General features: G+C 30.0%; 29 protein-coding genes. 8 read left to right on the plus strand and 21 right to left on the minus strand.

Features of this window, described 5'->3' with window-relative positions:
- Positions 1-28: 28 nt before the first annotated feature.
- The 14 genes from D4Z93_RS09885 to D4Z93_RS09945 form a co-directional block, all read right to left on the minus strand.
- Positions 29-253: a DUF1659 domain-containing protein gene (locus D4Z93_RS09885; RefSeq protein ID WP_119973154.1), complete on the minus strand. Its 225-nt coding sequence runs from the start codon at positions 251-253 to the stop codon at positions 29-31.
- A gap of 83 nt (positions 254-336) precedes the next feature.
- Complete coding sequence (locus D4Z93_RS09890) at positions 337-501, minus strand: YvrJ family protein (RefSeq protein ID WP_023162382.1); 165 nt, start codon at positions 499-501, stop codon at positions 337-339.
- A gap of 39 nt (positions 502-540) precedes the next feature.
- Positions 541-1,077, minus strand: a complete 537-nt coding sequence (locus D4Z93_RS09895) for an RNA polymerase sigma factor (RefSeq protein WP_119973156.1) — start codon at positions 1,075-1,077, stop codon at positions 541-543.
- A gap of 134 nt (positions 1,078-1,211) precedes the next feature.
- Positions 1,212-1,343 (minus strand): hypothetical protein, encoded by a 132-nt coding sequence (locus tag D4Z93_RS13615; RefSeq protein ID WP_279220923.1) that lies wholly within the window; start codon positions 1,341-1,343, stop codon positions 1,212-1,214.
- A gap of 36 nt (positions 1,344-1,379) precedes the next feature.
- Positions 1,380-1,589: a 4-oxalocrotonate tautomerase DmpI gene (gene dmpI, locus D4Z93_RS09905; RefSeq protein ID WP_119973157.1), complete on the minus strand. Its 210-nt coding sequence runs from the start codon at positions 1,587-1,589 to the stop codon at positions 1,380-1,382.
- A gap of 92 nt (positions 1,590-1,681) precedes the next feature.
- On the minus strand, positions 1,682-2,197 hold the full coding sequence (locus D4Z93_RS09910) for a GNAT family N-acetyltransferase (RefSeq protein ID WP_119973159.1): 516 nt from the start codon (positions 2,195-2,197) through the stop codon (positions 1,682-1,684).
- A 107-nt stretch (positions 2,198-2,304) separates the two neighbouring features.
- Positions 2,305-3,297 carry a hypothetical protein gene (locus D4Z93_RS09915; RefSeq protein WP_119973161.1) on the minus strand — a complete coding sequence of 331 codons (993 nt, stop codon included), beginning with the start codon at positions 3,295-3,297 and terminating at the stop codon, positions 2,305-2,307.
- A gap of 118 nt (positions 3,298-3,415) precedes the next feature.
- Positions 3,416-4,168: an endonuclease/exonuclease/phosphatase family protein gene (locus D4Z93_RS09920; RefSeq protein WP_119973162.1), complete on the minus strand. Its 753-nt coding sequence runs from the start codon at positions 4,166-4,168 to the stop codon at positions 3,416-3,418.
- 178 nt (positions 4,169-4,346) lie between these two features.
- A complete protein-coding gene (locus tag D4Z93_RS13500; protein ID WP_243105928.1) occupies positions 4,347-4,598 on the minus strand; it encodes a DnaD domain-containing protein in 252 nt (83 codons plus the stop codon).
- 134 nt (positions 4,599-4,732) lie between these two features.
- A complete protein-coding gene (locus D4Z93_RS13505) occupies positions 4,733-5,266 on the minus strand; it encodes a hypothetical protein (protein WP_243105929.1) in 534 nt (177 codons plus the stop codon).
- Positions 5,267-5,300: 34 nt separating this feature from the next.
- Positions 5,301-5,513 (minus strand): helix-turn-helix domain-containing protein, encoded by a 213-nt coding sequence (locus D4Z93_RS09930; protein WP_119973164.1) that lies wholly within the window; start codon positions 5,511-5,513, stop codon positions 5,301-5,303.
- 35 nt (positions 5,514-5,548) lie between these two features.
- Positions 5,549-5,740 (minus strand): helix-turn-helix transcriptional regulator, encoded by a 192-nt coding sequence (locus D4Z93_RS09935; RefSeq protein ID WP_162920293.1) that lies wholly within the window; start codon positions 5,738-5,740, stop codon positions 5,549-5,551.
- Positions 5,741-5,912: 172 nt separating this feature from the next.
- Positions 5,913-6,128, minus strand: a complete 216-nt coding sequence (locus D4Z93_RS09940; RefSeq protein WP_119973167.1) for a DNA-binding protein — start codon at positions 6,126-6,128, stop codon at positions 5,913-5,915.
- Between the two features lie 26 nt (positions 6,129-6,154).
- Positions 6,155-6,343 carry a helix-turn-helix transcriptional regulator gene (locus D4Z93_RS09945; protein ID WP_119973169.1) on the minus strand — a complete coding sequence of 63 codons (189 nt, stop codon included), beginning with the start codon at positions 6,341-6,343 and terminating at the stop codon, positions 6,155-6,157.
- A gap of 163 nt (positions 6,344-6,506) precedes the next feature.
- Between D4Z93_RS09945 and D4Z93_RS09950 the strand changes: the two genes are divergently transcribed.
- A complete protein-coding gene (locus D4Z93_RS09950; protein WP_119973170.1) occupies positions 6,507-7,307 on the plus strand; it encodes a helix-turn-helix domain-containing protein in 801 nt (266 codons plus the stop codon).
- Between the two features lie 162 nt (positions 7,308-7,469).
- On the opposite strand, the gene D4Z93_RS09955 is transcribed toward D4Z93_RS09950, so the two are convergent.
- Entirely contained in the window at positions 7,470-8,000 is a 531-nt protein-coding gene (locus D4Z93_RS09955; RefSeq protein WP_119973172.1) for a DUF4489 domain-containing protein, read from the minus strand.
- A gap of 228 nt (positions 8,001-8,228) precedes the next feature.
- A complete protein-coding gene (locus D4Z93_RS09960) occupies positions 8,229-9,161 on the minus strand; it encodes a metal ABC transporter substrate-binding protein (protein WP_119973174.1) in 933 nt (310 codons plus the stop codon).
- A 216-nt stretch (positions 9,162-9,377) separates the two neighbouring features.
- Here D4Z93_RS09960 and tsaE point away from each other — a divergent pair, with 216 nt between their 5' ends.
- Genes tsaE through rimI form a run of 3 tightly spaced genes read left to right on the plus strand, consistent with a single transcriptional unit; the run spans position 9,378 to position 11,000 of the window.
- Positions 9,378-9,833: a tRNA (adenosine(37)-N6)-threonylcarbamoyltransferase complex ATPase subunit type 1 TsaE gene (gene tsaE / locus D4Z93_RS09965; RefSeq protein ID WP_119973175.1), complete on the plus strand. Its 456-nt coding sequence runs from the start codon at positions 9,378-9,380 to the stop codon at positions 9,831-9,833.
- A 2-nt stretch (positions 9,834-9,835) separates the two neighbouring features.
- Entirely contained in the window at positions 9,836-10,549 is a 714-nt protein-coding gene (tsaB, locus tag D4Z93_RS09970) for a tRNA (adenosine(37)-N6)-threonylcarbamoyltransferase complex dimerization subunit type 1 TsaB (RefSeq protein WP_119973177.1), read from the plus strand.
- Positions 10,542-11,000: a ribosomal protein S18-alanine N-acetyltransferase gene (gene rimI / locus D4Z93_RS09975; RefSeq protein WP_119973179.1), complete on the plus strand. Its 459-nt coding sequence runs from the start codon at positions 10,542-10,544 to the stop codon at positions 10,998-11,000. The genes tsaB and rimI overlap by 8 nt, the downstream gene beginning before the upstream one ends.
- Positions 11,001-11,302: 302 nt before the next feature.
- Here rimI and D4Z93_RS09980 read toward each other — a convergent pair whose 3' ends face one another.
- Together D4Z93_RS09980 and D4Z93_RS09985 are read right to left on the minus strand one after the other, a co-directional pair.
- Complete coding sequence (locus tag D4Z93_RS09980; RefSeq protein ID WP_119973181.1) at positions 11,303-11,710, minus strand: hypothetical protein; 408 nt, start codon at positions 11,708-11,710, stop codon at positions 11,303-11,305.
- A 129-nt stretch (positions 11,711-11,839) separates the two neighbouring features.
- On the minus strand, positions 11,840-12,979 hold the full coding sequence (locus tag D4Z93_RS09985; protein WP_119973183.1) for an AlbA family DNA-binding domain-containing protein: 1,140 nt from the start codon (positions 12,977-12,979) through the stop codon (positions 11,840-11,842).
- A 280-nt stretch (positions 12,980-13,259) separates the two neighbouring features.
- Between D4Z93_RS09985 and D4Z93_RS09990 the strand changes: the two genes are divergently transcribed.
- Positions 13,260-13,424: a zinc-ribbon domain-containing protein gene (locus D4Z93_RS09990; RefSeq protein ID WP_119973184.1), complete on the plus strand. Its 165-nt coding sequence runs from the start codon at positions 13,260-13,262 to the stop codon at positions 13,422-13,424.
- A gap of 39 nt (positions 13,425-13,463) precedes the next feature.
- Here the strand turns inward: D4Z93_RS09990 and D4Z93_RS09995 are convergent, their stop codons facing one another.
- Positions 13,464-14,030, minus strand: a complete 567-nt coding sequence (locus D4Z93_RS09995) for an ECF transporter S component (RefSeq protein WP_119973186.1) — start codon at positions 14,028-14,030, stop codon at positions 13,464-13,466.
- 174 nt (positions 14,031-14,204) lie between these two features.
- On the opposite strand from D4Z93_RS09995, the gene D4Z93_RS13230 reads away from it, so the two are divergent.
- On the plus strand, positions 14,205-14,363 hold the full coding sequence (locus D4Z93_RS13230) for a hypothetical protein (protein ID WP_162920294.1): 159 nt from the start codon (positions 14,205-14,207) through the stop codon (positions 14,361-14,363).
- A 198-nt stretch (positions 14,364-14,561) separates the two neighbouring features.
- Positions 14,562-15,548, plus strand: a complete 987-nt coding sequence (locus D4Z93_RS10000; protein ID WP_243105930.1) for a phosphatase PAP2 family protein — start codon at positions 14,562-14,564, stop codon at positions 15,546-15,548.
- A 200-nt stretch (positions 15,549-15,748) separates the two neighbouring features.
- Here D4Z93_RS10000 and D4Z93_RS10005 read toward each other — a convergent pair whose 3' ends face one another.
- On the minus strand, positions 15,749-17,341 hold the full coding sequence (locus D4Z93_RS10005; RefSeq protein WP_119973188.1) for a peptide chain release factor 3: 1,593 nt from the start codon (positions 17,339-17,341) through the stop codon (positions 15,749-15,751).
- A 246-nt stretch (positions 17,342-17,587) separates the two neighbouring features.
- On the opposite strand from D4Z93_RS10005, the gene D4Z93_RS10010 reads away from it, so the two are divergent.
- Positions 17,588-18,397 carry a Cof-type HAD-IIB family hydrolase gene (locus tag D4Z93_RS10010; RefSeq protein ID WP_119973190.1) on the plus strand — a complete coding sequence of 270 codons (810 nt, stop codon included), beginning with the start codon at positions 17,588-17,590 and terminating at the stop codon, positions 18,395-18,397.
- A gap of 59 nt (positions 18,398-18,456) precedes the next feature.
- Here the strand turns inward: D4Z93_RS10010 and trpS are convergent, their stop codons facing one another.
- A complete protein-coding gene (gene trpS / locus D4Z93_RS10015) occupies positions 18,457-19,464 on the minus strand; it encodes a tryptophan--tRNA ligase (protein WP_119973192.1) in 1,008 nt (335 codons plus the stop codon).
- Positions 19,465-19,776 lie beyond the last annotated feature (312 nt).

Below are 19,776 nucleotides of genomic sequence, written 5' to 3' on the forward strand. Positions count from 1 at the left end.
TCCTCCTTTCCTGATTTTTGCCTACTAACTAGGCGTTAGTAATTACAGTGTTGTCCACTTTTTGAATCTCATTTACAGGATAAGTCAGTATGTCACCTATAGCTTTTACTACATCATATACATCCTGATCTGCTGCATCCATTGCAATCTTGCCAAGTGTAACTTTCTTAAGTATCTCTTTACCCTGTTTGTTAAGCCCTGTCTTTTCTACAATAGAAAGCGTACTTGAAAGCTTTGTTGACTTTGCTGCCATAGCAATTCGCCCCTTTCTTTAACTTTTACTTATATATATGCCCTTCAAAAAATTAGTGCAGAAAAAAAGAAATAGGCTTTTACCTATTTCTTCTCCTGATTTTTTATAACGGCTGATATATCTTCTCTTAAATCTTCAATAGATTTGACTAAAAGGTCAATCTTATTTTCAAATCTTATGAGCAAATATATACTAACTGCTATTGGGAACCCCACGGTGCTGATTAAACTAACCAGCTGGTCATACATAAATATCACCCTCCCTCTGCCATTATAAAAATATATATGCTATTTCAGACATTTTTTCAGTTTATTTAGGGCAGATTTTTTTATTTCTATAGCATGTCTATATTTTATGTTAAGTATCTCAGCGGTTTCCTTAAGTGTCCTGCCTTCCATGTACACGGATTTAATTATTTTTATCTCTATATCCTGTAATTTGTTAAGTGAAAGTCTTATTTTTTCTGCTTCATCATAGGCAATAACTTCATCCTCAAGGGTAAAGTCATAGGGCTGAATAGACAGTATACCGCTGTCCTGGATTTCTCTAAAATGTTTTATCTGGCCTTTCAAAAGGGCATTGAAGTTATTTACTATGGAGTTTGTGCAGTAGGTTGTAAAGGAGCCTTTTCCCATTTTGTAGAGTTTTACTGCTTTTATTATAGAAAGGTATCCGTGCTGTACTAGGTCCTCAAAGTCATAGGAAGGGATCTTGTATTTACATGCTTTTTTTATTATGAAGCAGCTGAATTTTGCAATGATAGAATCCATGGAGTCTTTGTCGCCGGATTTAGCTTTTCTAACAAGCTCTTCTATGGTAACCACCGCCTTTTTATTTGATTATACAGGTAAAAGGGTGGTGATTGACCATTTTTTGACATAATGGAAAATATTAATTTAAAGGTTTATATTCAATAATGCTATCCGGTATCTTCCCTGGTCTTGGATTTGTTTTTTCATCAGAATATCCAAGTATAACAATCCCAACCAGTTCTTGCAGCATCCAATATTTTATTAAGAATGTCTATTGGTGTTTCTTTAGATTTATACTTTCGTGTACTCCTTCTATTGTAAATTGCTTTTATGCTCATTTATTTCACCTCATTAAATTGGAAATTATCTTCATATTAATGTTGCTTATTCATATATTCTTTTTTTGTTTTATCAATTGTTTTTCCCCCAATTCCAATATTTTCATCAGGCAATTCTTTAATCGTAGTAAGGAAAAATTCACTTGGAATATGCATTATTTCTGATGAAACTTCTGTTAATTTTCTAATTAATTCTTCTTTTTGTTCTTTAGTTAATTTTCCACCTTCTAATGTTATATATGGCATTTACATCACTCCTAAGTATATTAAATTTTATTATTAAAATAACTTCATTATATCACCTAACAGATAAATTGAAATTTATAGAAGTGTTCTGTTCATATTTTTTCAAATCTAAAGAAATAATCACCTTCGCTAGCTGGCATTCCACCTACAGTCTCTGGAATATTTGGATCTCGGTGGAGTGGATTATAAAACTCAACAATGTGAAAACCACGTTTATTGACATAGAAATGAATGTTTCTTTTTTCAAAATACGGTGTACATGTTTCCCATACCTTTGTTTCAGGGTGCAAATTTTCTATTGCCTTCCAAAGTGCCTGTCCAACGCCAGTTCCTTGACAACCAACTTTAACAAAAAGAAAATCCAAATGATTATGATATGTTTCGTTATCAACAGTTATGACTGTTCCACCGGAAACCTCACCGTTAACAATTGCCTGATACGCTTCAGCACCATTGGCATTGAGTGAATCATCTATGTCCTTTTCTGGTAAAATTAATTCATCGGATGGCCCGCATTCCGTTTCGTATCCATATTGAAATGCCTCTTGCATGTCTCGCTTAAACATTGCAATGTTTTCTGCTTTAAGTGGAACCAATGTAAGTTTCATATTCATCACCTCATAAAGTACTATTTATGCTACTTAACCTTAAATTGGAATTTGTTTATTTGATTATAATAATTAAACTATAGACTAACAATAGATATTTTTACATATTATTCTAAAATAATTTGTTCTATTTGCTTAGTTAAACTTCTTAGAATTTCATAGAGTTCCGCTTTTGTAGTTAGATAGTCTTTTCCAAAGGCTTTATTTGTTAATCCTTTTAGTATATCATCTGAAATGATCTCAGTCTCTCTTATATACTGACCCAAACCATAATGAGCGAGACAGTTACGAAATTTTCTATCAAATAAACAGTCATCTATATAAAAATCAGTATTCTTTTGAGTATTCACCTCTTTAATGAAATCACAAAGATAATAATACTGTAAATATGCATATTTAAATTTTTGAGGAATCTCATCTATAAAATAATTTTCAATAAACTCTATTGCATAATTAATACTGCAAAGTATAGAGAAAAGCAGAAATCCAAAATCGTCGTTCATCTTAAGCGGTGAGTTTCTATAAAAATGGTAATCTTTGTATTTAACAATAATATTATCATTATATCTATATATGGGAAACTCCTTACAACCCAAATAAGCTGATAACTTTCCAGCAACTATACTCATATCTCTTATCCATGGCCCCACACCTTCATTGCCTAATAATTTTATAGGAGTATACATTGAACATAAAATTGTATTACCACAAAACTCACCATTACACAAATCAGTACCTACATTGTAATATCCAAAAATCTTTTCACGTAAGCTACGTATGTTATAAAAGTAATTTTCACTTTCTGTGAACCTTTTAAAAAGCAGAGTAGCATAATCTTTATAACTTTTTTCAAAAAGCTTGTGGCCCTGTCTTAATTGCGTATAAAATACTTTCTCAGTTGGATTAAAGCAAGGAGAATTTAATCCAACTTTTTTGCACCACTGTTCTGCACCTTCTGTAAAAAGTCCGATATAAGGTAGGCTCATACAAATATAATTACTACTAATATTTTGAGCATTTTTTGAAATATCAGTTAATGTATATAAAAACCTTGCGTCTGCTTGAATTAATTCATAAGCAGTTTTCTGTACTTTATTCAAATCATTTCTCCTTTCATTTCTCCTATAAACAAATTACTATTTACATTACTCAGCCTTAAATTGGAAGTTGACAATCACTTCTTCTCAAAAGTTTAATGAAAATATATGTCAGAATCAATTATTCACATGTTATCTCTGCAATTAGTATAGCATGATCTGGATTTCCTGAATCATCACCTTTATATTTATCTTCGTCTTTGCATCCTTTATACTCTTCGTTGCTTAAGAAGTCCCATAAATAGTCTATCTTGTCTATTGTCACACCTTTAGTAATAACAAAATCAATAGGTCCTTTAGTATCATCTTCAAAGACAAAACTCCACTTTGTTAGGGATGTCCAATCATTATAATTCATTTTAAATTTAGGTCCATCTATTTTATAATTTTGTGGTAGTGACCAGTTTTTATCTTTACTTGCCCACGTATACCAAACATTAAGATCACCTAACACAACAACATTTTCAGCATCAAGACTGCCTAAATATGTACTCAGTTGATTAAGTTGAGCTTTTTTATTATCAATTCTAATACGAATTCCTATAATGGTTAAAAGCATTCCTTTGTATTCAATATCAATTTGAAGGAAATTAGCAGATAGTTGTTGAATAGGTAATTCCTTAATTGCAATTATTCTTATTTCTTTTCTTATTGCAATAAGAACTTCATTTCCTTCCGGATTAGTGCTCGTGAAAATATTATATTCGAATAATTTGTATGCAAAATCATCTAACCAATTAAGAGTCTTGCTAAATTCAGTAATTATAGCAACCTCTGGCTTTAATTCATTTATCTCGTCACCAACCCACACTGGAATAGAACCTTGTGCATTCCAATTAGATCTTTGATTAATATTCCACTCAATAATTTTCATAACTGTTGTCACCTCATCAAATTCTGATTTGTACATTTCATTGTTTATAAATTTTCTTCATAATTTAATACTAATCAACTCGATAAATTACTATTTGTATGATCATTCTTATATACTAGATCAGTCTCTATCACCATAATAGCACCATTTTATACAAAAATGAATCAAAAAGTATAAATTATCCATCACCCCATCCAAGCAGCTTCCTCTCAAGCTCCTTAAAATCATACTGCCTACACTTTTCCCTATGTTCAGTATTCCTGGACTCCCATATACTCTTATACCTCTTAACATCATTGGCAGTCTTCAAACCTTTCTTTCTCCAGCTCTGCAGTATTCTATCCACGTAGTTTATATTCCTGGCATTGTACTTTAAAGCCTCCTCAACCGCAAGGATAATCACATCACAGTCTATAACACCGCTCCACATGCGTAGTTTATCCCTCTCAGCTTCCCCTGCAGAGTGTATGTTCTCCTCAAAAAATGCTAGCACAGTACTGTAGGTGTTAAAAGCTGTCTCTTCACCTGCACTCTTATTACTCCTTACTTCCTGCTTATTATTTATTATTTTTTGCTTATTACTTCCTTACTTACAAGCTCCTTGTAAACCCCTTCCAGGGGGCTTGTAAGGGGCTCTTTTAAATCCTTAACAGCTTCATTTTCAGAATCAGCAGGATCCTTTATTTCTATTCCCTCAAAAATACTTTCAATATCCAGTTCTTCATTAAGACACCGTTTATAAAATAGTGAAACAAATTCTTTGTTTTTAACATTTTTAAGTTCTCTATTGACACATTTTACAGCATTTAAATTATTGGGTTTATTGTATTTAGTCCAGTTTAGAATCATTATTTCTTTTGTTTCATCCAGGTAAAATATCTTTTTATATTCCTGAAATCTGAGAAGCAGTTTGTCCACTGTTTCTCTATTGTAACCAGTTTGGGTTTCTATAATTCGCTTAGGGAGCTCATAAATACCACACTGGGTAGTGTTTGAGTTAGTCATCAAGTATATGTAAAAGAATTTTTCCTCGGGAGTTAAATCTAAAACAAATCCGTCATTCCAGAAATCAGTATGGAGCTGCCTGTACTTAGCCATTATAATAACCTCCTAAAAATTAATAATGCCCCTTCTACCCATTAAATTTGTATTTGGCTGTATTGTTTTCAATCCAGTTAATCAATTCATCTTTAATTATTATTGTCCTCCTGGATTTAAGCATAATTATAGTAAAGTTTTCCCTGTAAATAATTTCGTTAGCAGTACTTCTTTCTATCCTAAGTACCTGTGCCATTTCTTTTACAGTTATAAGCGGTGGAAGTTCATTGAGCCTTTCTTTAATCATATAGATCCCCCCATATTATAAGATAAAAGTAACTATCACAAAAAAATGTCCTCTATCGTAGTATTAAAAAATCTAGCAAGTTTGCCGGCCTCTCCAATAGTGAAATTCCTGCTTCCTATTTCTTTACGGCTGTATGCAGATATACTCATGTGCAGCATATATGCAAGTTCCCTTTCAGTTACATTATTTTTAATTCTAAGAGACTTAAGTTTATAATTTACCCCCATACTCATCACCTAAAAATTATTAAACACTATTTTAATGTGATTATGTCGAGTGACATAATATAACATTATTTCTATATTTATGATTTCATTGTAAGATATTTCTGTATTATTTTCGATATTCTGACTAAAAACATTTCATCTGTCACATATAAACTATAAAGAAACATACCTATCAAAATCTCTCACCTAAATGTCCTAAAAACCATTCATCAACTTTATTTCTTATGATAAGTGCTTTCCTGCCGCAGAAAACCACAGGGAAATCTCTACAGTGTATTAACTCATATGCTTTGTTATGACCTATACAGTATTCCTCCATAAACTGGGATACTGTCATCACTTTTTTCTTATCATGTCTCATCATGTCGGCTGTTTTATACTCTTCCATTTCAATCCCTCCAGCCATAATAAATATTATTTAAAGAACAGTTCCTTCACATCTTCCCCTAAAAGTTCTGCAATCCTTTTCATCAGATCTCTCCTAGGTTCAACTTCGCCTTTTTCTATTTTTCCTAAATACTGAGGTGTTATACCAAGTTGTTTTGAAAGTATTACCTGCTTTATACCCTTTTCAACCCTTTTAGCCTTTAATTTGTACAACATATAATCATCCGCTCCCCCTTTTAATGATAATATCTTTTTACTAATTTATTGATTTTAAAATTTAATTCTATCACTACTTTGATGATTGACAATAATTTTATGAATAACTTATTTACAAATTTAATGATTTTATGATATACTATGTTCATAGGAGGATTATAAAATGGAATTTAAAGATAGACTTAAACAGCTCCGTGAGTCTAAAGGTTTAACTCAAAAGGAACTAGCAGATGAATTAAATAAACTCAATACAGACTTAAGTAGTAATTCTAAAATATATACACAGACTATATCTTACTGGGAGAACGGCAGGGACCCATCAATTAGAATGCTTATAAAAATAGCACAGTATTTTGACGTTCCAACAGATTATTTGCTTGGTAAAACTGACTCTGTAAGTATAGATGAAATTAACTTTGAATATTTTTCTAAATATCTTTCAAAGCAAAACATTGAAAAGCTTATAAAAAATTACCCTGACAATATGAAAAAGGCAGTGTATTTTTTGCTATCAAATTATACTTCTGATATTTTCACAAATTTTAATAATGAAAAAAAGCAGTATGAAATAAACCTGGATTTTCTGTATCTCATAACTAAAGCTGTAGATATACTGAAAAGTTTTTATGATGAAATGGAGAATAAAGTTTTATGCTATAACACAGAAAGTTCCCTTCAGAACGTTAAATACATAGATTCTATATCCATGGATACACTTAAAGATATAAATAAACTTAAAGCTCTTACAAAAATAGGTCTTGATTCAATAGTGGATAAACTTGAAGATCTCGTTTTGTTATGCAATGACCCATCTACTCTAAAACTTAAAGATGAAATTTTAGAGTATACAAGTACAAATGACCTTAATAAAAACTATTTTTCAAAACACTTAAAGAAAGCTTTTACAGATTTAGTTAATGATGTACTAAATACATCAAAATACGCAGGTGACAATCACAAATAATTCTCTATTACATGTGGTTGTAGGTTCGAGACCTACTACCCCTGCCAGATATCAATGCTTTCACGATTTCGTGAAAGCATTTTTTATTACCCATATAAAGATATTCCAACTCAGTAAATAAGTTGGAATATCTAAATATATTATTTATAAAATATACTATAATTAATTACAGCTCTCTACTGCTAAAGCAGTGAGTGTTGCATTCGTTATAGTTACTCCAGCATCAGCTGTTATTGTAGTTGGTGCTAACTCTACTGAATAGGTACAGCATTTCTGACAGCACCCAACATCACATAGTTGAAAACTAAAGGATGTGGATTCAACAACCCCAACAGCAAGTGAAAAAGTAAATGTTGATCCTATTTGCTGTGGTGTTCCTCCATCACAAGATTTAAATACATTGAAATTTAATGTAACAGCTGCTGCAACTGGAATATTAATTTGAGAAGTAAAAACCAAACGTGTCTGAGGAGTACATAAATTAGCCATATCTAAAGTAGTACTAACTACTGGTATAGGTGCTGTAAGATCACCTATAGCTATAATTGGAAGCGGACCTGCTCCACCAGTTCCACATCCTAAAATAACCTTACTAGGTTCCTTATGACAGCATTCTGGCTTTTGATAGCATCTATTATTATCTGTTATACATTTTCTAAGATCATAATCATCATGACAAGTTAATGAATTCATATTATATTGTAACCTCCTTTGTTAATGTGGCTTATACAATATAATATGATTTAATAATTTAATTGTGAGAGGTATTTCATAATAAATAATGATACTTCTGAAAATCTAAATTTCATTGTCATGAATTGAGATAGTTATATCTATAGGGTTTGTAATTCCAGGTTTAAGTTATACGTAAGCCTCGAATTACAAACCCTATAACTAAGTAATCACAAGTCTTTATTATATTTACTTTTTATCTGATTGTATACTGCTGTAAAAATTCTTAAAACTATTCAAATTATATTTAACACAATCATCATAGGAACTTTGGCCATCATAAATCATCATATTTAATGTCTTCATATTATATTTTTTTATAATATCTTCATTATCTTTTAATGCACTGCTGCTGTTATACAAAAAAACTATATTATCCGAACTTTTAATTCTAGAATCCAATTCACTTTTATCGCTTATATCCTTATTCATATCTATCGTATTGAGCCCACTATTCCTTGTAAAATAATTTAGTCCATCTTCACTTGTCAAGAAAGTATATCCACTTAAACTATCAGTTATACTATTTAATTGCTTCTTATAGTCATCAATATTTTTCAAAGTAGCTGCAAAATTTTTTTCATAAATATCCCTATTTTTAGGGTCTCTATCTTCTATGGAATTTTTTATATTCATAAGTACTACCCTGTAGTTATCCATATTCATTAAATAATATGGATTATTTCTAATTACAGTATCATTTACCTTGACTTCTTTGTCATATGAAATAATTTTGACTCCTCTTGATACATTTATAGGACTAACATTACTTTTATTTAATTTATCAACAAAACTATCAATCCATGGTTCAAAGCCGACTCCCATATAAATAAGTAAATCGTTTTTAGCAATATTATTTAAACTGTCATTCGTAAATTTAAAATTCAACTCATCAGATCTATTTTTAAATATATAACTTATGTTGTGTCTATCTTTTACTATATCTTTAACTGTATAATATAATAACTTATCAGTAGTTACTATATTAAGTTCCGTATCTTTTCTCATTTCCATTTGAGTTACATTATCTTTAGCATTCATTTTATCACTTTGAGTTCTGTATTCACATCCAGTAAATATTAATATATATATCATGAGGAATATTGAAATAGTCTTTTTCAAATTATCCACCTCTTACTATAAAAATATAAATATACAAACTATATTTTACATAATATAACTTTGTAATGCAAATATATAATTTTTATATACATTATAAAACAATAATATCATCTTATTCAGAACATATTGCAGAACAACTTCATATATATTTTACATAAATTATAATTATGCTAAAATATAATAAGAGTTTTAGAAATATCATATGAGGTGACTTTTATGGAGTTTATTACAAAATCAGTAACAGAAACTGTAGAACTTGGAATTAAATTAGGAAACTTACTTAACCAGGGTGATATTATATGTTTAAATGGTGACCTTGGCACAGGTAAAACACATTTTACAAAAGGATTAGCAAAAGGGCTTAACATAACTGACGAAATAACAAGTCCTACATTTAATATAGTAAACGAATATGAAGGAAGATTAAAATTATATCATTTTGATGTTTATAGAGTAAATGATCCCGATGAAATAGAGGCGATAGGTTTTGATGAATACATTTTTAGCGATGCAGTAAGCATAATAGAATGGTCAAGTTTTATACGAGAATTAATTCCGGACGAACACATAAGCATAGAAATAAAAAAGATACCTGAGGATAATATAAACTTCAGAAAAATAATAATAAAATATAATGGCAGTAGATATAATTATATAAAGGAGCTAAATTAAATATGAAAATTTTAAGTTTGGATTCAGCCACGGAATCAGCTACATGTGCAATAATTACCGATGATAAACTTTTAGGTGAGATAACCTTTAACTATAAAAAACAGCATTCGGTAATACTAATGCCAATAATAGATAATTTATTAAAGAATTTAAATTTAGATATAAATGAAATAGACGGTTTTGTTGTTTCAAAAGGTCCCGGTTCATTTACAGGCCTCAGAATAGGAATATCAACAATAAAAGGCTTATCTCATGGTACAGGAAAACCATTTATAAGTGTCTCTTCTTTAGATGCACTTGCTTACAATATGGCTTATACAGATGGAATCATATGTCCTATAATGGATGCATTAAGGGGAAATGTTTATACAGCTCTATTTACTTTTTCAAATGGAAATCTAGAAAAAATAAGTGATTACATGATAATTTCTGTTGAGAAATTAATGTCATTAATAAAAAAATATAATTCTCCAGTATGTTTCATAGGAGACGCAACATATAAATATAAAAAAATAATTATTCAAGAAATGGAGGATGTCCTCTTTGCTCCAAATAATCTTAATGTTGTAAAAGCATCTGCCCTTGGTGAAATAGGTTTAAAACTTTTAAAGTCAGGTTCAAGTGATGACTTATATACTTTTTCTCCACTTTACATAAGAAAGTCTCAGGCAGAAAGAGAATATGAAAAAAAGTTAGAGTCTAAAGTAAATGAATAGTAATATTGAAATACTCTCCTTTAAAAGAGAACATATTGAAAGCATACTTATAATAGACTCTTTAAGTTTTCCAACACCCTGGAGCAGGAAGTCATTTGAAAGCGAAATAGAAAACAACTCATTTTCGAGATATTTGGTTGCAAAAAAAGGTAGTGATATAATAGGCTATGCAGGAATGTGGATAATCTTAGATGAGGCCCATATAACAAATATAGCAGTACACCCAAATTACAGAGGTATTGGTGCAGGAAATATGCTTTTAAAGTCACTTATAGAACTTTGCAAGATAGAATCAGTCAACTGCATGACTTTAGAAGTCAGGAAATCTAATATCATTGCACAAAACCTTTATTATAAGTATGGTTTTATTGAGGAGGGCATAAGAAAAGGATACTACAGAGATAATAAAGAGGATGCCTTAATAATGTGGAAACGCAACATCATGGCATAAAAATAAACAGTTAATTTACACTATTATAATAGTATAAATTTAACTGCTTATTTACTACACACCATTTCATATGAGCACAACTTTTTTATTAAAACTTATACAATAAGAAAAACTGACATATGCTTTTAAAAACACATATCAGTAGATACATTTTGAATACTTACATTATATACTGCTTATATTATACAAATAGTAACCATCTTATCTTTATTTCAATAATTCCTAACTATATTTATTCGAAGAGGTAAATCAAATTCAGTATCTGTATAGTGATAACATTTTATTTATCTTGCCTTAGGGTATCAAGCAACATATTTCATTATAAATTCAGGTATTTTTTCATCTCCATTTATATTTATATAGAAATCCACTTCATTTTCTTCAGATAGTTTTTCTATTAAATAAAATAAATGTGCCGCATCCTGAAGACTACCCTGTACAATATTAAACAATCCATCAATAAAAATTGTATCAATATCGTAGTCTTCTGAAAGTATGCCGCACAAGAATCCATAAAAAGTTTCCTGATTTGTTAAATTAAATTCAGATGTGGTAATAAACCTAATCCTCCTATCAAGTTCCAAAAGTGGTCTTTTATCATCATCTATATAGACGATATTTCCCTCACTTTTAGAAATAATTTTATTGGCCATATCAATCAGTATTTTTGTCTTTCCTGAACCCCTTTTATTGCAATTTACATGAATCATTTTTAATCACCTCTTAATTATATTTAGGTTATATCTATAAATAAATTATATAATATTCAGAATACTTTTTCAATATGATTACCATATTATTTTCTAATTTTGGGAATTCATTATTAAATCTTTTAAAGACTATTTAAATTTATTCACTCCAGGGTATATAACCTTAAATTCATTTTCTTTAAAAGAATTTACAAAATATACTCTTCCCTTATTTCTAAATGCCTTTCTCATTCTTTTAAATCCATTATTTGAATTTAAGAATACATCCTTATTATCAAGAGTTATCATCTTTTCATATATCCATACATTTCGTTTTAAATAGTCAACAGAATTTAAACTTTTATTTTTTATTAACACACCGGGACTCTTTATAACAATACTTCTATAATCTACTTCCACTTCTATCACCTTATCATAAATAGTATAATCTCTATAAAGCACAGCATTTTTTATTCCTTCATTAACTGCGCTAAGCGGATATGAATGTGGAAGTATCTTGCTTAGTGCTAAATCACTTTTATAAAGTATAGATAATAAATCTCCTTGAATTATAATATCAATATCGTTATTGAATTTACTTACAATCTTAACCATATTGTATGGTATATATATATTATTTATTTTTGAAAATACAAGAAGTCCTCCAAGAGTAACCATATATCTATTATATTCCCTATCCTTATATATTATAGACGCATTTTCCATAAGATTAATTTCATTTTTATCATTTATACTGATTGTCTGAGAATTAAAATATTTATATACAAGCTTCATATCCAAACATGACATATCACTTCTCGAAATCGGGCATAATTCTGGTTCTAAATTAAAATTATCCTGTAATGCGGAAACTATTTCTTGTTTTCTCATAGTATCTGTTGTTGAACCTCTCCTTATATAAAATGCCCCATTGTCTCTCATTTGATATGGTTTTTGTGGACCATCATAAATATTTATAATAGCTACATTCTTATCATTGTACTTTATAAATTCCAAATATACTGGTATTGGTGGATCTATTCTAGAGCTTATTATCTGCTGTACTTTTTCTTCACCAAGTTCTAAATTATCAATGCCAACTATATCTTTAGTCTTATCTTCTACTCCTATTATTAAGTATCCCCTTCCCCCTCTTGAATTTGCAATTGCACAAACATCTTTGGCCAATTCTTTTCTTCCACTATCTGTTTCCATATCTATGTGCCTCTTAAAATCAAGTTTTGGTCCCTCAGATTTCTTTAATAAATTTAAAAATTTCTTTCTATCCATAAAAAACAACTCCAATTGATCTGTACTAAATTATAATTATTGTACTACCAAAAGCATATATTTAAAACAGTCTATTGATAAATTTCTACCTCGTTATATTATATGAAGTACCCTAAATTAATATTGTTTTTTTCTTTTAATGTGCTATAATATGTTTAAGAGTTAACACTCTTTTAATAATTTACCAAGGGTAATTTTTTCAAGGCACTAATCTCCTTAACCATGGGAGTTGGTTTTCAAGAATAAATTAATCCTATGATTTAAGGAGGTTTATTTAATAATGGCAGACAAGACTATAGTATGCAAAGACTGTGGAAAAGAATTCGTATTTACTGAAGGTGAGCAAGAATTCTATAAAGAAAAGGGATTTGAAAATGATCCTGTAAGATGTCCTGATTGTAGAAAGAAAAGAAAAACTGAAAAGAATAGAATGAGAAACAGATAATTATTGAGAAAATCAGAGAGGTTAATTGTTTGACCTCTCTTATTTATTTCTTATAATATTTGCTTTTTTTAATACTCTCGATAGAGGTACTGCAATTATTGTCCCTGCTACCACTTGAAGAATATCGCCAGGTATGTGCGTCATCGTTAGCACAAATGCTGTTTTTAAATTTACATTCATTGTAAAATGAGCTATATATGAACCGGATATATAATAAGCAACTACCATCCATATACCAGCCATCAAAAATCCAAATATATTATTATATATATTTTTTCCATCATATTCTTTTCTATAAGCAATAGATGATGCAATATAAGCCATTATTCCTTTTATAAAAAACGAAAATGGTGCCCATATTGCATATGGTGAAAGTAAATCAAATAATCCCATTCCGATTCCTGATGATAAAAATGCTTTTTTTCTGCCTAAAATTATAGCACTAACAAAAACCATTGAATCGCCCAAATGTACAACGCCCCTCACAAGAACACCACTTGGTATGTTTATGACAGCTGTTGCAATATAAGTTAATGCTGCCATAAGGGATACCTGTACTATATCTCTTATTTTAATACTACTGTACGTTAAATTCCTGTTCTCCATACCTTTTATAACCTCCAAACACATATTTGTAATCTATGATCCTATTATATTAAAATTTAATTTATTTGCAAATGTAGCGATACAATATTGTTTGGATTATAGATTTTTAATATTTTTCTTCAATATAGATAAAACTAAACATATTATTAATGCTTAATTCCAGGAGGCGATATTATGTCATTTTTTAAATGGCTTGCAGGTTTTATATTACTGTCACTTATAATAGGATTAATTTTTAAAGCTGGAGGAAATCTGATTAATCTGTTGTTATTAATAGCTGCATTAATTTTCATAATTGATTTTAATTTTAATAGATGGAAAACTACACGATAAACTTTAAAAGTACGGAAAAATCCGTACTTTTTTCACATAACAGATTTTATAACATATATTTTAAATATAACCTTTATTTTGACATATTAATTTTAAACATAAAATATAAAATTATTTTATATTTCCATATAATTTTTATATACTTAAACCAAGCCTATATGATATAATTTATTTTGTATAAAAAGAAGGGGGATAGATATGTTAACTCTAAGTAAAAATTCATCTATGAAAGTATCCATGACCATTCTATCTAAGATTTGGAACTTAATCGATAATTACTATTATATCCCGATAGGGTTATATTGTCTATATAAGGCTGTAAAAATAGCATTACATTCAAATGCCGGAGCTGACTACAAAGCATACATGTTTATATTGGCATTTGCAGCTTTGACAGCTTATTCTGATCTCCGAAAAGATGTGAAATGGATTCCATTTTTAGTTTTGACTGTACCCTTTATGCTCTTTGTGTCATATGCATGCGTACATGGTTATTCATTCTGGGGAAAAATATTAAGCTGGCAAATAAGTAAAAAAATAGTTGTAGATTTAAACCCTATATTTCAGCAAATACCTTTTAATGACGGCAGTATTTTTAGAATATACAAACCAGAAACCCTTACCTGGATATTAAGAATGATATACAATAATGGTTTTGTTATTCCTCTACTCATTCCATTATATAGGGCAGTTATATGTAAGGATTTTAAAAAAGCAATTAGATATGCCTTATCAGGGCATTTATTACAAATATTTTTAATATCTCCTTTTTATTTGACATTCCACTTGCAGGAGGTTTGGTATGTACTTGGTCAACCTGATGGTTTAGCAAGACATTTAGGTCCTCAAGCTGCAGCTGGTGTTACACTTAATTGTTTTCCTTCTATGCATACATCCATAGCATTTGCAATGTTTCTTGTTGTTATGCGTGAAAAAAACAAATTATTTAAGTATGTATGGGGTCTATTTTGTTTAAGCGTAATATTCTCAACCTTATATTTAGAGATCCATTGGGTATTAGACGTTATTGGAGGATTAATTCTAGCTTACGTAACAGTTAAATTGGTTGATATAATATTGGACAAAGGTAAGGCTATTATAAGCAGACCTCTTAACAATATTTATTATAAAAATAAAGTCACATCATCCACTGTAATAAAAAATTATTACCTTGATACACTTTAAAAATAGAAAAATATAATATAGGGTTTGTAATTTAAAGGTTAATTTAACCTACGGGAGATGCTGTCAAAATATAGGTACATTAAATGCTTTTATTGTACCGAATTTTGGCAGCACCTCCCGGGGGATAGATTAACTTTTCATTTATAAACCCTATATACGAGTTTAAACCTTTTTTATTTTCATGTTATCTTTTTATTAAATTATTCCGATTTCCCAATATCAGAGAGTGTAAGCCCTTTATTATGCTCAAGCGCCCAGCCTATCGCCCATTCACTCTGAAATATCAGTATATCTCTATCACTTAAATCTTTAACGAGTTTAGTATCACTAGTTGTAACTATATTATCAATACTATCATTCAAATCTTCTACCCATCTTATATACCTATAGGAAAGCCCCTCTATTTTTACATCAACATTATATTCATGCTTCATCCTGTATTCAAGGACTTCAAACTGGAGAACTCCTACAACACCTACAATTATTTCTTCTATACCTATATTAAGTTCTTTAAAAACCTGAATAGCACCTTCCTCAGAAATTTCTGTTATTCCCTTTATAAATTGTTTTCTCTTCATTGTGTCTATTGTCTTTACTCTTGCAAAGTGCTCTGGCGCAAATACCGGTATTCCTTCAAATTTAAATTTTTTAGGGCCTGTGCATAATGTGTCGCCTATTCTAAAAATTCCTGGATCAAAAACACCTATTATGTCTCCTGCATAAGCTTCCTCTACTATTTCTCTATCCTGCGCCAAAAATTGTTGTGGCTGTGCGAGTTTCACCTTGTTCTTACCCTGAACATGGAAAACCTCCATACCCTTCTTAAACTTTCCTGAGCATATTCTCATAAAAGCAATCCTGTCTCTGTGAGCAGGATTCATATTAGCCTGTATTTTAAATACAAATGCTGAAAAATTATTATCATATACTTCAATTTCACCCTGATCTGTCTGTCTTGCTAGAGGTGGTGTTGTAAGTTTTAAAAATTTTTCTAGGAATGGCTCTACTCCAAAATTAGTTAATGCACTTCCAAAAAACACAGGTGTTAAAGAAGCATTCCTGACCTTTTTTATATCAAACTCATCTCCAGCTACATCTAAAAGTTCTATATCTTCTTTCAATTTGTCATGAAGGGAATCGCCAAGTAAATCCTTAAATACATCATCCTCTACATTACCCTCTATTGATTCAACTTCAGTTTGCCCATGATTTCCTCCGTTAAACAATTCAACCAAATTTTTATTTCTATCATATACACCTTTAAATCCTGATCCTGAACCTATAGGCCAGTTCATTGGATATGATTTTATTTCCAAAGTATTCTCTATATCTTCAAGTAATTCAAACGGATCCTTACTTTCTCTATCCATCTTATTTATAAATGTAAAAATAGGTATGCCTCTTAAACTGCATACATGGAATAATTTTTTAGTCTGTTCCTCTACTCCCTTTGCAGCATCGATTACCATGACAGCACTATCAGCTGCCATTAGTGTCCTATATGTATCTTCACTAAAATCCTGATGTCCTGGTGTGTCCAATATATTTATACAAAACCCATTATAATTAAATTGCATAACAGAAGACGTAACTGAAATTCCCCTCTGTTTTTCTATCTCCATCCAATCAGATACAGCATGCTTTGATGATTTTCTTGCCTTAACAGAACCTGCGAGTCTTATAGCGCCCCCGTATAAAAGCAACTTCTCGGTCAAAGTTGTTTTACCTGCATCCGGATGAGATATTATAGCAAAAGTTCTTCTTCTATCAATTTCCTTAATTAAATCTGCCACTATTATCTCTCCTTTTTAATTTATTAACTGCTCTAAAATCTATTCATACAATTATATTAAATTAGCATTATAACATACTTATAGTGTATAAATCCAAACAAATTTGATTATATCATCATATATTTATCATTTCAATTAATATTCTATTTTATAATTCAAAATTAATGTATATTTCTTAAATTTAAATGATACAAATGATATAATACTGTTATACTTAGATTGTATTTTCATATTAGGAGGTATTTGATGTATAAACTATTAGCACTTGATATGGACGGAACTCTATTAAGAAAAGATAAAACTATATCTGAAGAAAATCTAAGAGCCATTCAAAAAGCTAAATTAAATAACGTAAAAATTGCTTTAGCTACAGGCAGACCCATGATGGGTATTAAAAAATATTTAAACGAATTAGGTTTAATCACTGAAGATGATTATGCTATAACTTTTAACGGTGCTGTAATACAAAATACAAAAACGAACGAAATTATAGACCAAAACCTAATCACTTTAAATGATGTTAAATATTTATACCCCTTAAGCAAAAAATTAAATGTAATAATGCACGTTTGGTCGCCTGATACATGTATAACTGAAGAATTGAATCCATACGTAAAACTAGAACATCGTCTAAATGGAACTGGTATAAAATTAATTAAACCAGACGAAATAAATACTTCTACACCCATAGTCAAAGTAATGTTTGTCAAAGAAGAATCTCGTTTACTCGAAGCTATGAAACACCTGCCAGAAGAAGTTTATGAAAAATACACTGTATTTAGAAGTTCTCCTTTTTTTCTGGAATTTTTAAATAAGAACGCAAATAAAGGACATGGTGTACAAGTATTATCTCAAAAATTAAATATAAAAAGAAATGAGATTATTTGTATAGGTGACGCAGGTAATGACATACATATGATAAAATATGCCGGCCTCGGAGTTGCAATGGCAAATGGTTTCGATGATACTAAAAGAGCTGCTGATTATATAACAAAATCCAATGAAGAAGATGGGGTTGCTTACATAATAAATAAATTCATATTAAATTGTGAATGATCACAATCATAAATTATTTGATAAAAGGAGCATCCTCAACGAAGCTGCTCCTTTTCAAATTATGCCTTTGGTATGAATCCTATCTTTTTCTGCATTTTTCTCAGTACTTTATTTGAAACATAATAAGCTTTTTCTGCACCCGATTTATATATATTCTCCAAATACTTTTTATCACTTAAGAAGCTTTGTACTTTTTGCTGTATAGGTTCAAGTTCACCTACTATAGCATCTGCAACATCTTCTTTAAATTGTGAATATCCTTTTCCTTTATATTTTTCAACTATTTCTTCTGGTTTAAGTCCATTTATAGCTCCTAATATAGTAATCAAATTCTTTATTCCTGGTTGTTCATCTGTGTAATTTACAACACCAATGCTATCTGTAACACATCTATTTATCTTTCTTCTGATTACTTCTGGTTGATCCATTATAAGTATATAGCTATTAGGGTTATCTGATGACTTAGACATTTTTTTAGTTGGCTCTTGTAAATCCATTATTTTTGCTCCATCTTCTGGTATATAACCTTCTGGTATAACAAATGTAGGACTATATAAATTATTAAATCTTTGTGCAATATTTCTTGCCATTTCAAGATGCTGCGTCTGATCCTTTCCAACAGGAACTAAATCAGCATTATAAAGTAATATATCTGCTGCCATTAGAATCGGATAATCTAAAAGTCCAACGCTAACAGCTTCTCCATATCTTTTAGACTTATCTTTAAACTGTGTCATTCTGGATGCCTCTCCAATATATGTGAAGCAATTTAAAAGCCATGCCGCTTCAGAATGTGTTGATACATGGGATTGAATGAATAATGTTGTTTTCTTTGGATCTATTCCTGCTGCTAAATATATTGCCAGTACCTCTAAGGTTCTTCTTCTTAAATCCTTAGGTTCCTGCCTAACAGTTATTGCGTGCAAATCAACTACACAAAAATAGCATTCATATTTATTTTCATCCTGAAGTTTTACCCAATTTTTTAGTGCTCCCAAATAATTACCTAATGTTAAATTTCCAGATGGTTGTATTCCACTGAATATTACCTTCTTTTTTTCTTCCATAACGCTACCTCCAAAGTATTTTATCTTATAAAAAAAGCCCTATGATTTTAAAATCATAGGGCGTATTACCGCTTTGCCACCTAAGTTCAAAAGTACTATAAACGCACTTCAGACTCATTAAAGATACACTAGATATCCTGCTTTTATAACGTAAAGCCAACGTCAAAAATTACTATCTAATTCATCCTGAACCTCATGAACCCATTCAACCAAATCATAACTACTACAGTTACACCATCTGCAGTTCTCTAAAAGCCTGTTTTAAGGTTTACTTGCTTTCAATCAAAGGACATCTTTTTTTATTATAGTATT

Source organism: Clostridium fermenticellae, assembly GCF_003600355.1.
In the GTDB taxonomy this organism is placed as follows: Bacteria; Bacillota; Clostridia; order Clostridiales; family Clostridiaceae; genus Clostridium_AV; species Clostridium_AV fermenticellae.

Bases quoted from the DNA above. Each gene is read 5' to 3' on its own strand.
- D4Z93_RS09885 (WP_119973154.1), bottom strand. From the start codon at position 253: ATGGCAGCAAAGTCAACAAAGCTTTCAAGTACGCTTTCTATTGTAGAA.
- D4Z93_RS09890 (WP_023162382.1), bottom strand. From the start codon at position 501: ATGTATGACCAGCTGGTTAGTTTAATCAGCACCGTGGGGTTCCCAATA.
- D4Z93_RS13615 (WP_279220923.1), bottom strand. From the start codon at position 1,343: ATGAGCATAAAAGCAATTTACAATAGAAGGAGTACACGAAAGTATAAA.
- dmpI (WP_119973157.1), bottom strand. From the start codon at position 1,589: ATGCCATATATAACATTAGAAGGTGGAAAATTAACTAAAGAACAAAAA.
- D4Z93_RS09910 (WP_119973159.1), bottom strand. From the start codon at position 2,197: ATGAAACTTACATTGGTTCCACTTAAAGCAGAAAACATTGCAATGTTT.
- D4Z93_RS09920 (WP_119973162.1), bottom strand. From the start codon at position 4,168: ATGAAAATTATTGAGTGGAATATTAATCAAAGATCTAATTGGAATGCA.
- D4Z93_RS13500 (WP_243105928.1), bottom strand. From the start codon at position 4,598: ATGTGGAGCGGTGTTATAGACTGTGATGTGATTATCCTTGCGGTTGAG.
- D4Z93_RS13505 (WP_243105929.1), bottom strand. From the start codon at position 5,266: ATGGCTAAGTACAGGCAGCTCCATACTGATTTCTGGAATGACGGATTT.
- D4Z93_RS09930 (WP_119973164.1), bottom strand. From the start codon at position 5,513: ATGATTAAAGAAAGGCTCAATGAACTTCCACCGCTTATAACTGTAAAA.
- D4Z93_RS09935 (WP_162920293.1), bottom strand. From the start codon at position 5,740: ATGGGGGTAAATTATAAACTTAAGTCTCTTAGAATTAAAAATAATGTA.
- D4Z93_RS09940 (WP_119973167.1), bottom strand. From the start codon at position 6,128: ATGGAAGAGTATAAAACAGCCGACATGATGAGACATGATAAGAAAAAA.
- D4Z93_RS09945 (WP_119973169.1), bottom strand. From the start codon at position 6,343: ATGTTGTACAAATTAAAGGCTAAAAGGGTTGAAAAGGGTATAAAGCAG.
- D4Z93_RS09950 (WP_119973170.1), top strand. From the start codon at position 6,507: ATGGAATTTAAAGATAGACTTAAACAGCTCCGTGAGTCTAAAGGTTTA.
- D4Z93_RS09955 (WP_119973172.1), bottom strand. From the start codon at position 8,000: ATGAATTCATTAACTTGTCATGATGATTATGATCTTAGAAAATGTATA.
- tsaE (WP_119973175.1), top strand. From the start codon at position 9,378: ATGGAGTTTATTACAAAATCAGTAACAGAAACTGTAGAACTTGGAATT.
- tsaB (WP_119973177.1), top strand. From the start codon at position 9,836: ATGAAAATTTTAAGTTTGGATTCAGCCACGGAATCAGCTACATGTGCA.
- rimI (WP_119973179.1), top strand. From the start codon at position 10,542: ATGAATAGTAATATTGAAATACTCTCCTTTAAAAGAGAACATATTGAA.
- D4Z93_RS09980 (WP_119973181.1), bottom strand. From the start codon at position 11,710: ATGATTCATGTAAATTGCAATAAAAGGGGTTCAGGAAAGACAAAAATA.
- D4Z93_RS09985 (WP_119973183.1), bottom strand. From the start codon at position 12,979: ATGGATAGAAAGAAATTTTTAAATTTATTAAAGAAATCTGAGGGACCA.
- D4Z93_RS09990 (WP_119973184.1), top strand. From the start codon at position 13,260: ATGGCAGACAAGACTATAGTATGCAAAGACTGTGGAAAAGAATTCGTA.
- D4Z93_RS09995 (WP_119973186.1), bottom strand. From the start codon at position 14,030: ATGGAGAACAGGAATTTAACGTACAGTAGTATTAAAATAAGAGATATA.
- D4Z93_RS13230 (WP_162920294.1), top strand. From the start codon at position 14,205: ATGTCATTTTTTAAATGGCTTGCAGGTTTTATATTACTGTCACTTATA.
- D4Z93_RS10000 (WP_243105930.1), top strand. From the start codon at position 14,562: ATGTTAACTCTAAGTAAAAATTCATCTATGAAAGTATCCATGACCATT.
- D4Z93_RS10010 (WP_119973190.1), top strand. From the start codon at position 17,588: ATGTATAAACTATTAGCACTTGATATGGACGGAACTCTATTAAGAAAA.
- trpS (WP_119973192.1), bottom strand. From the start codon at position 19,464: ATGGAAGAAAAAAAGAAGGTAATATTCAGTGGAATACAACCATCTGGA.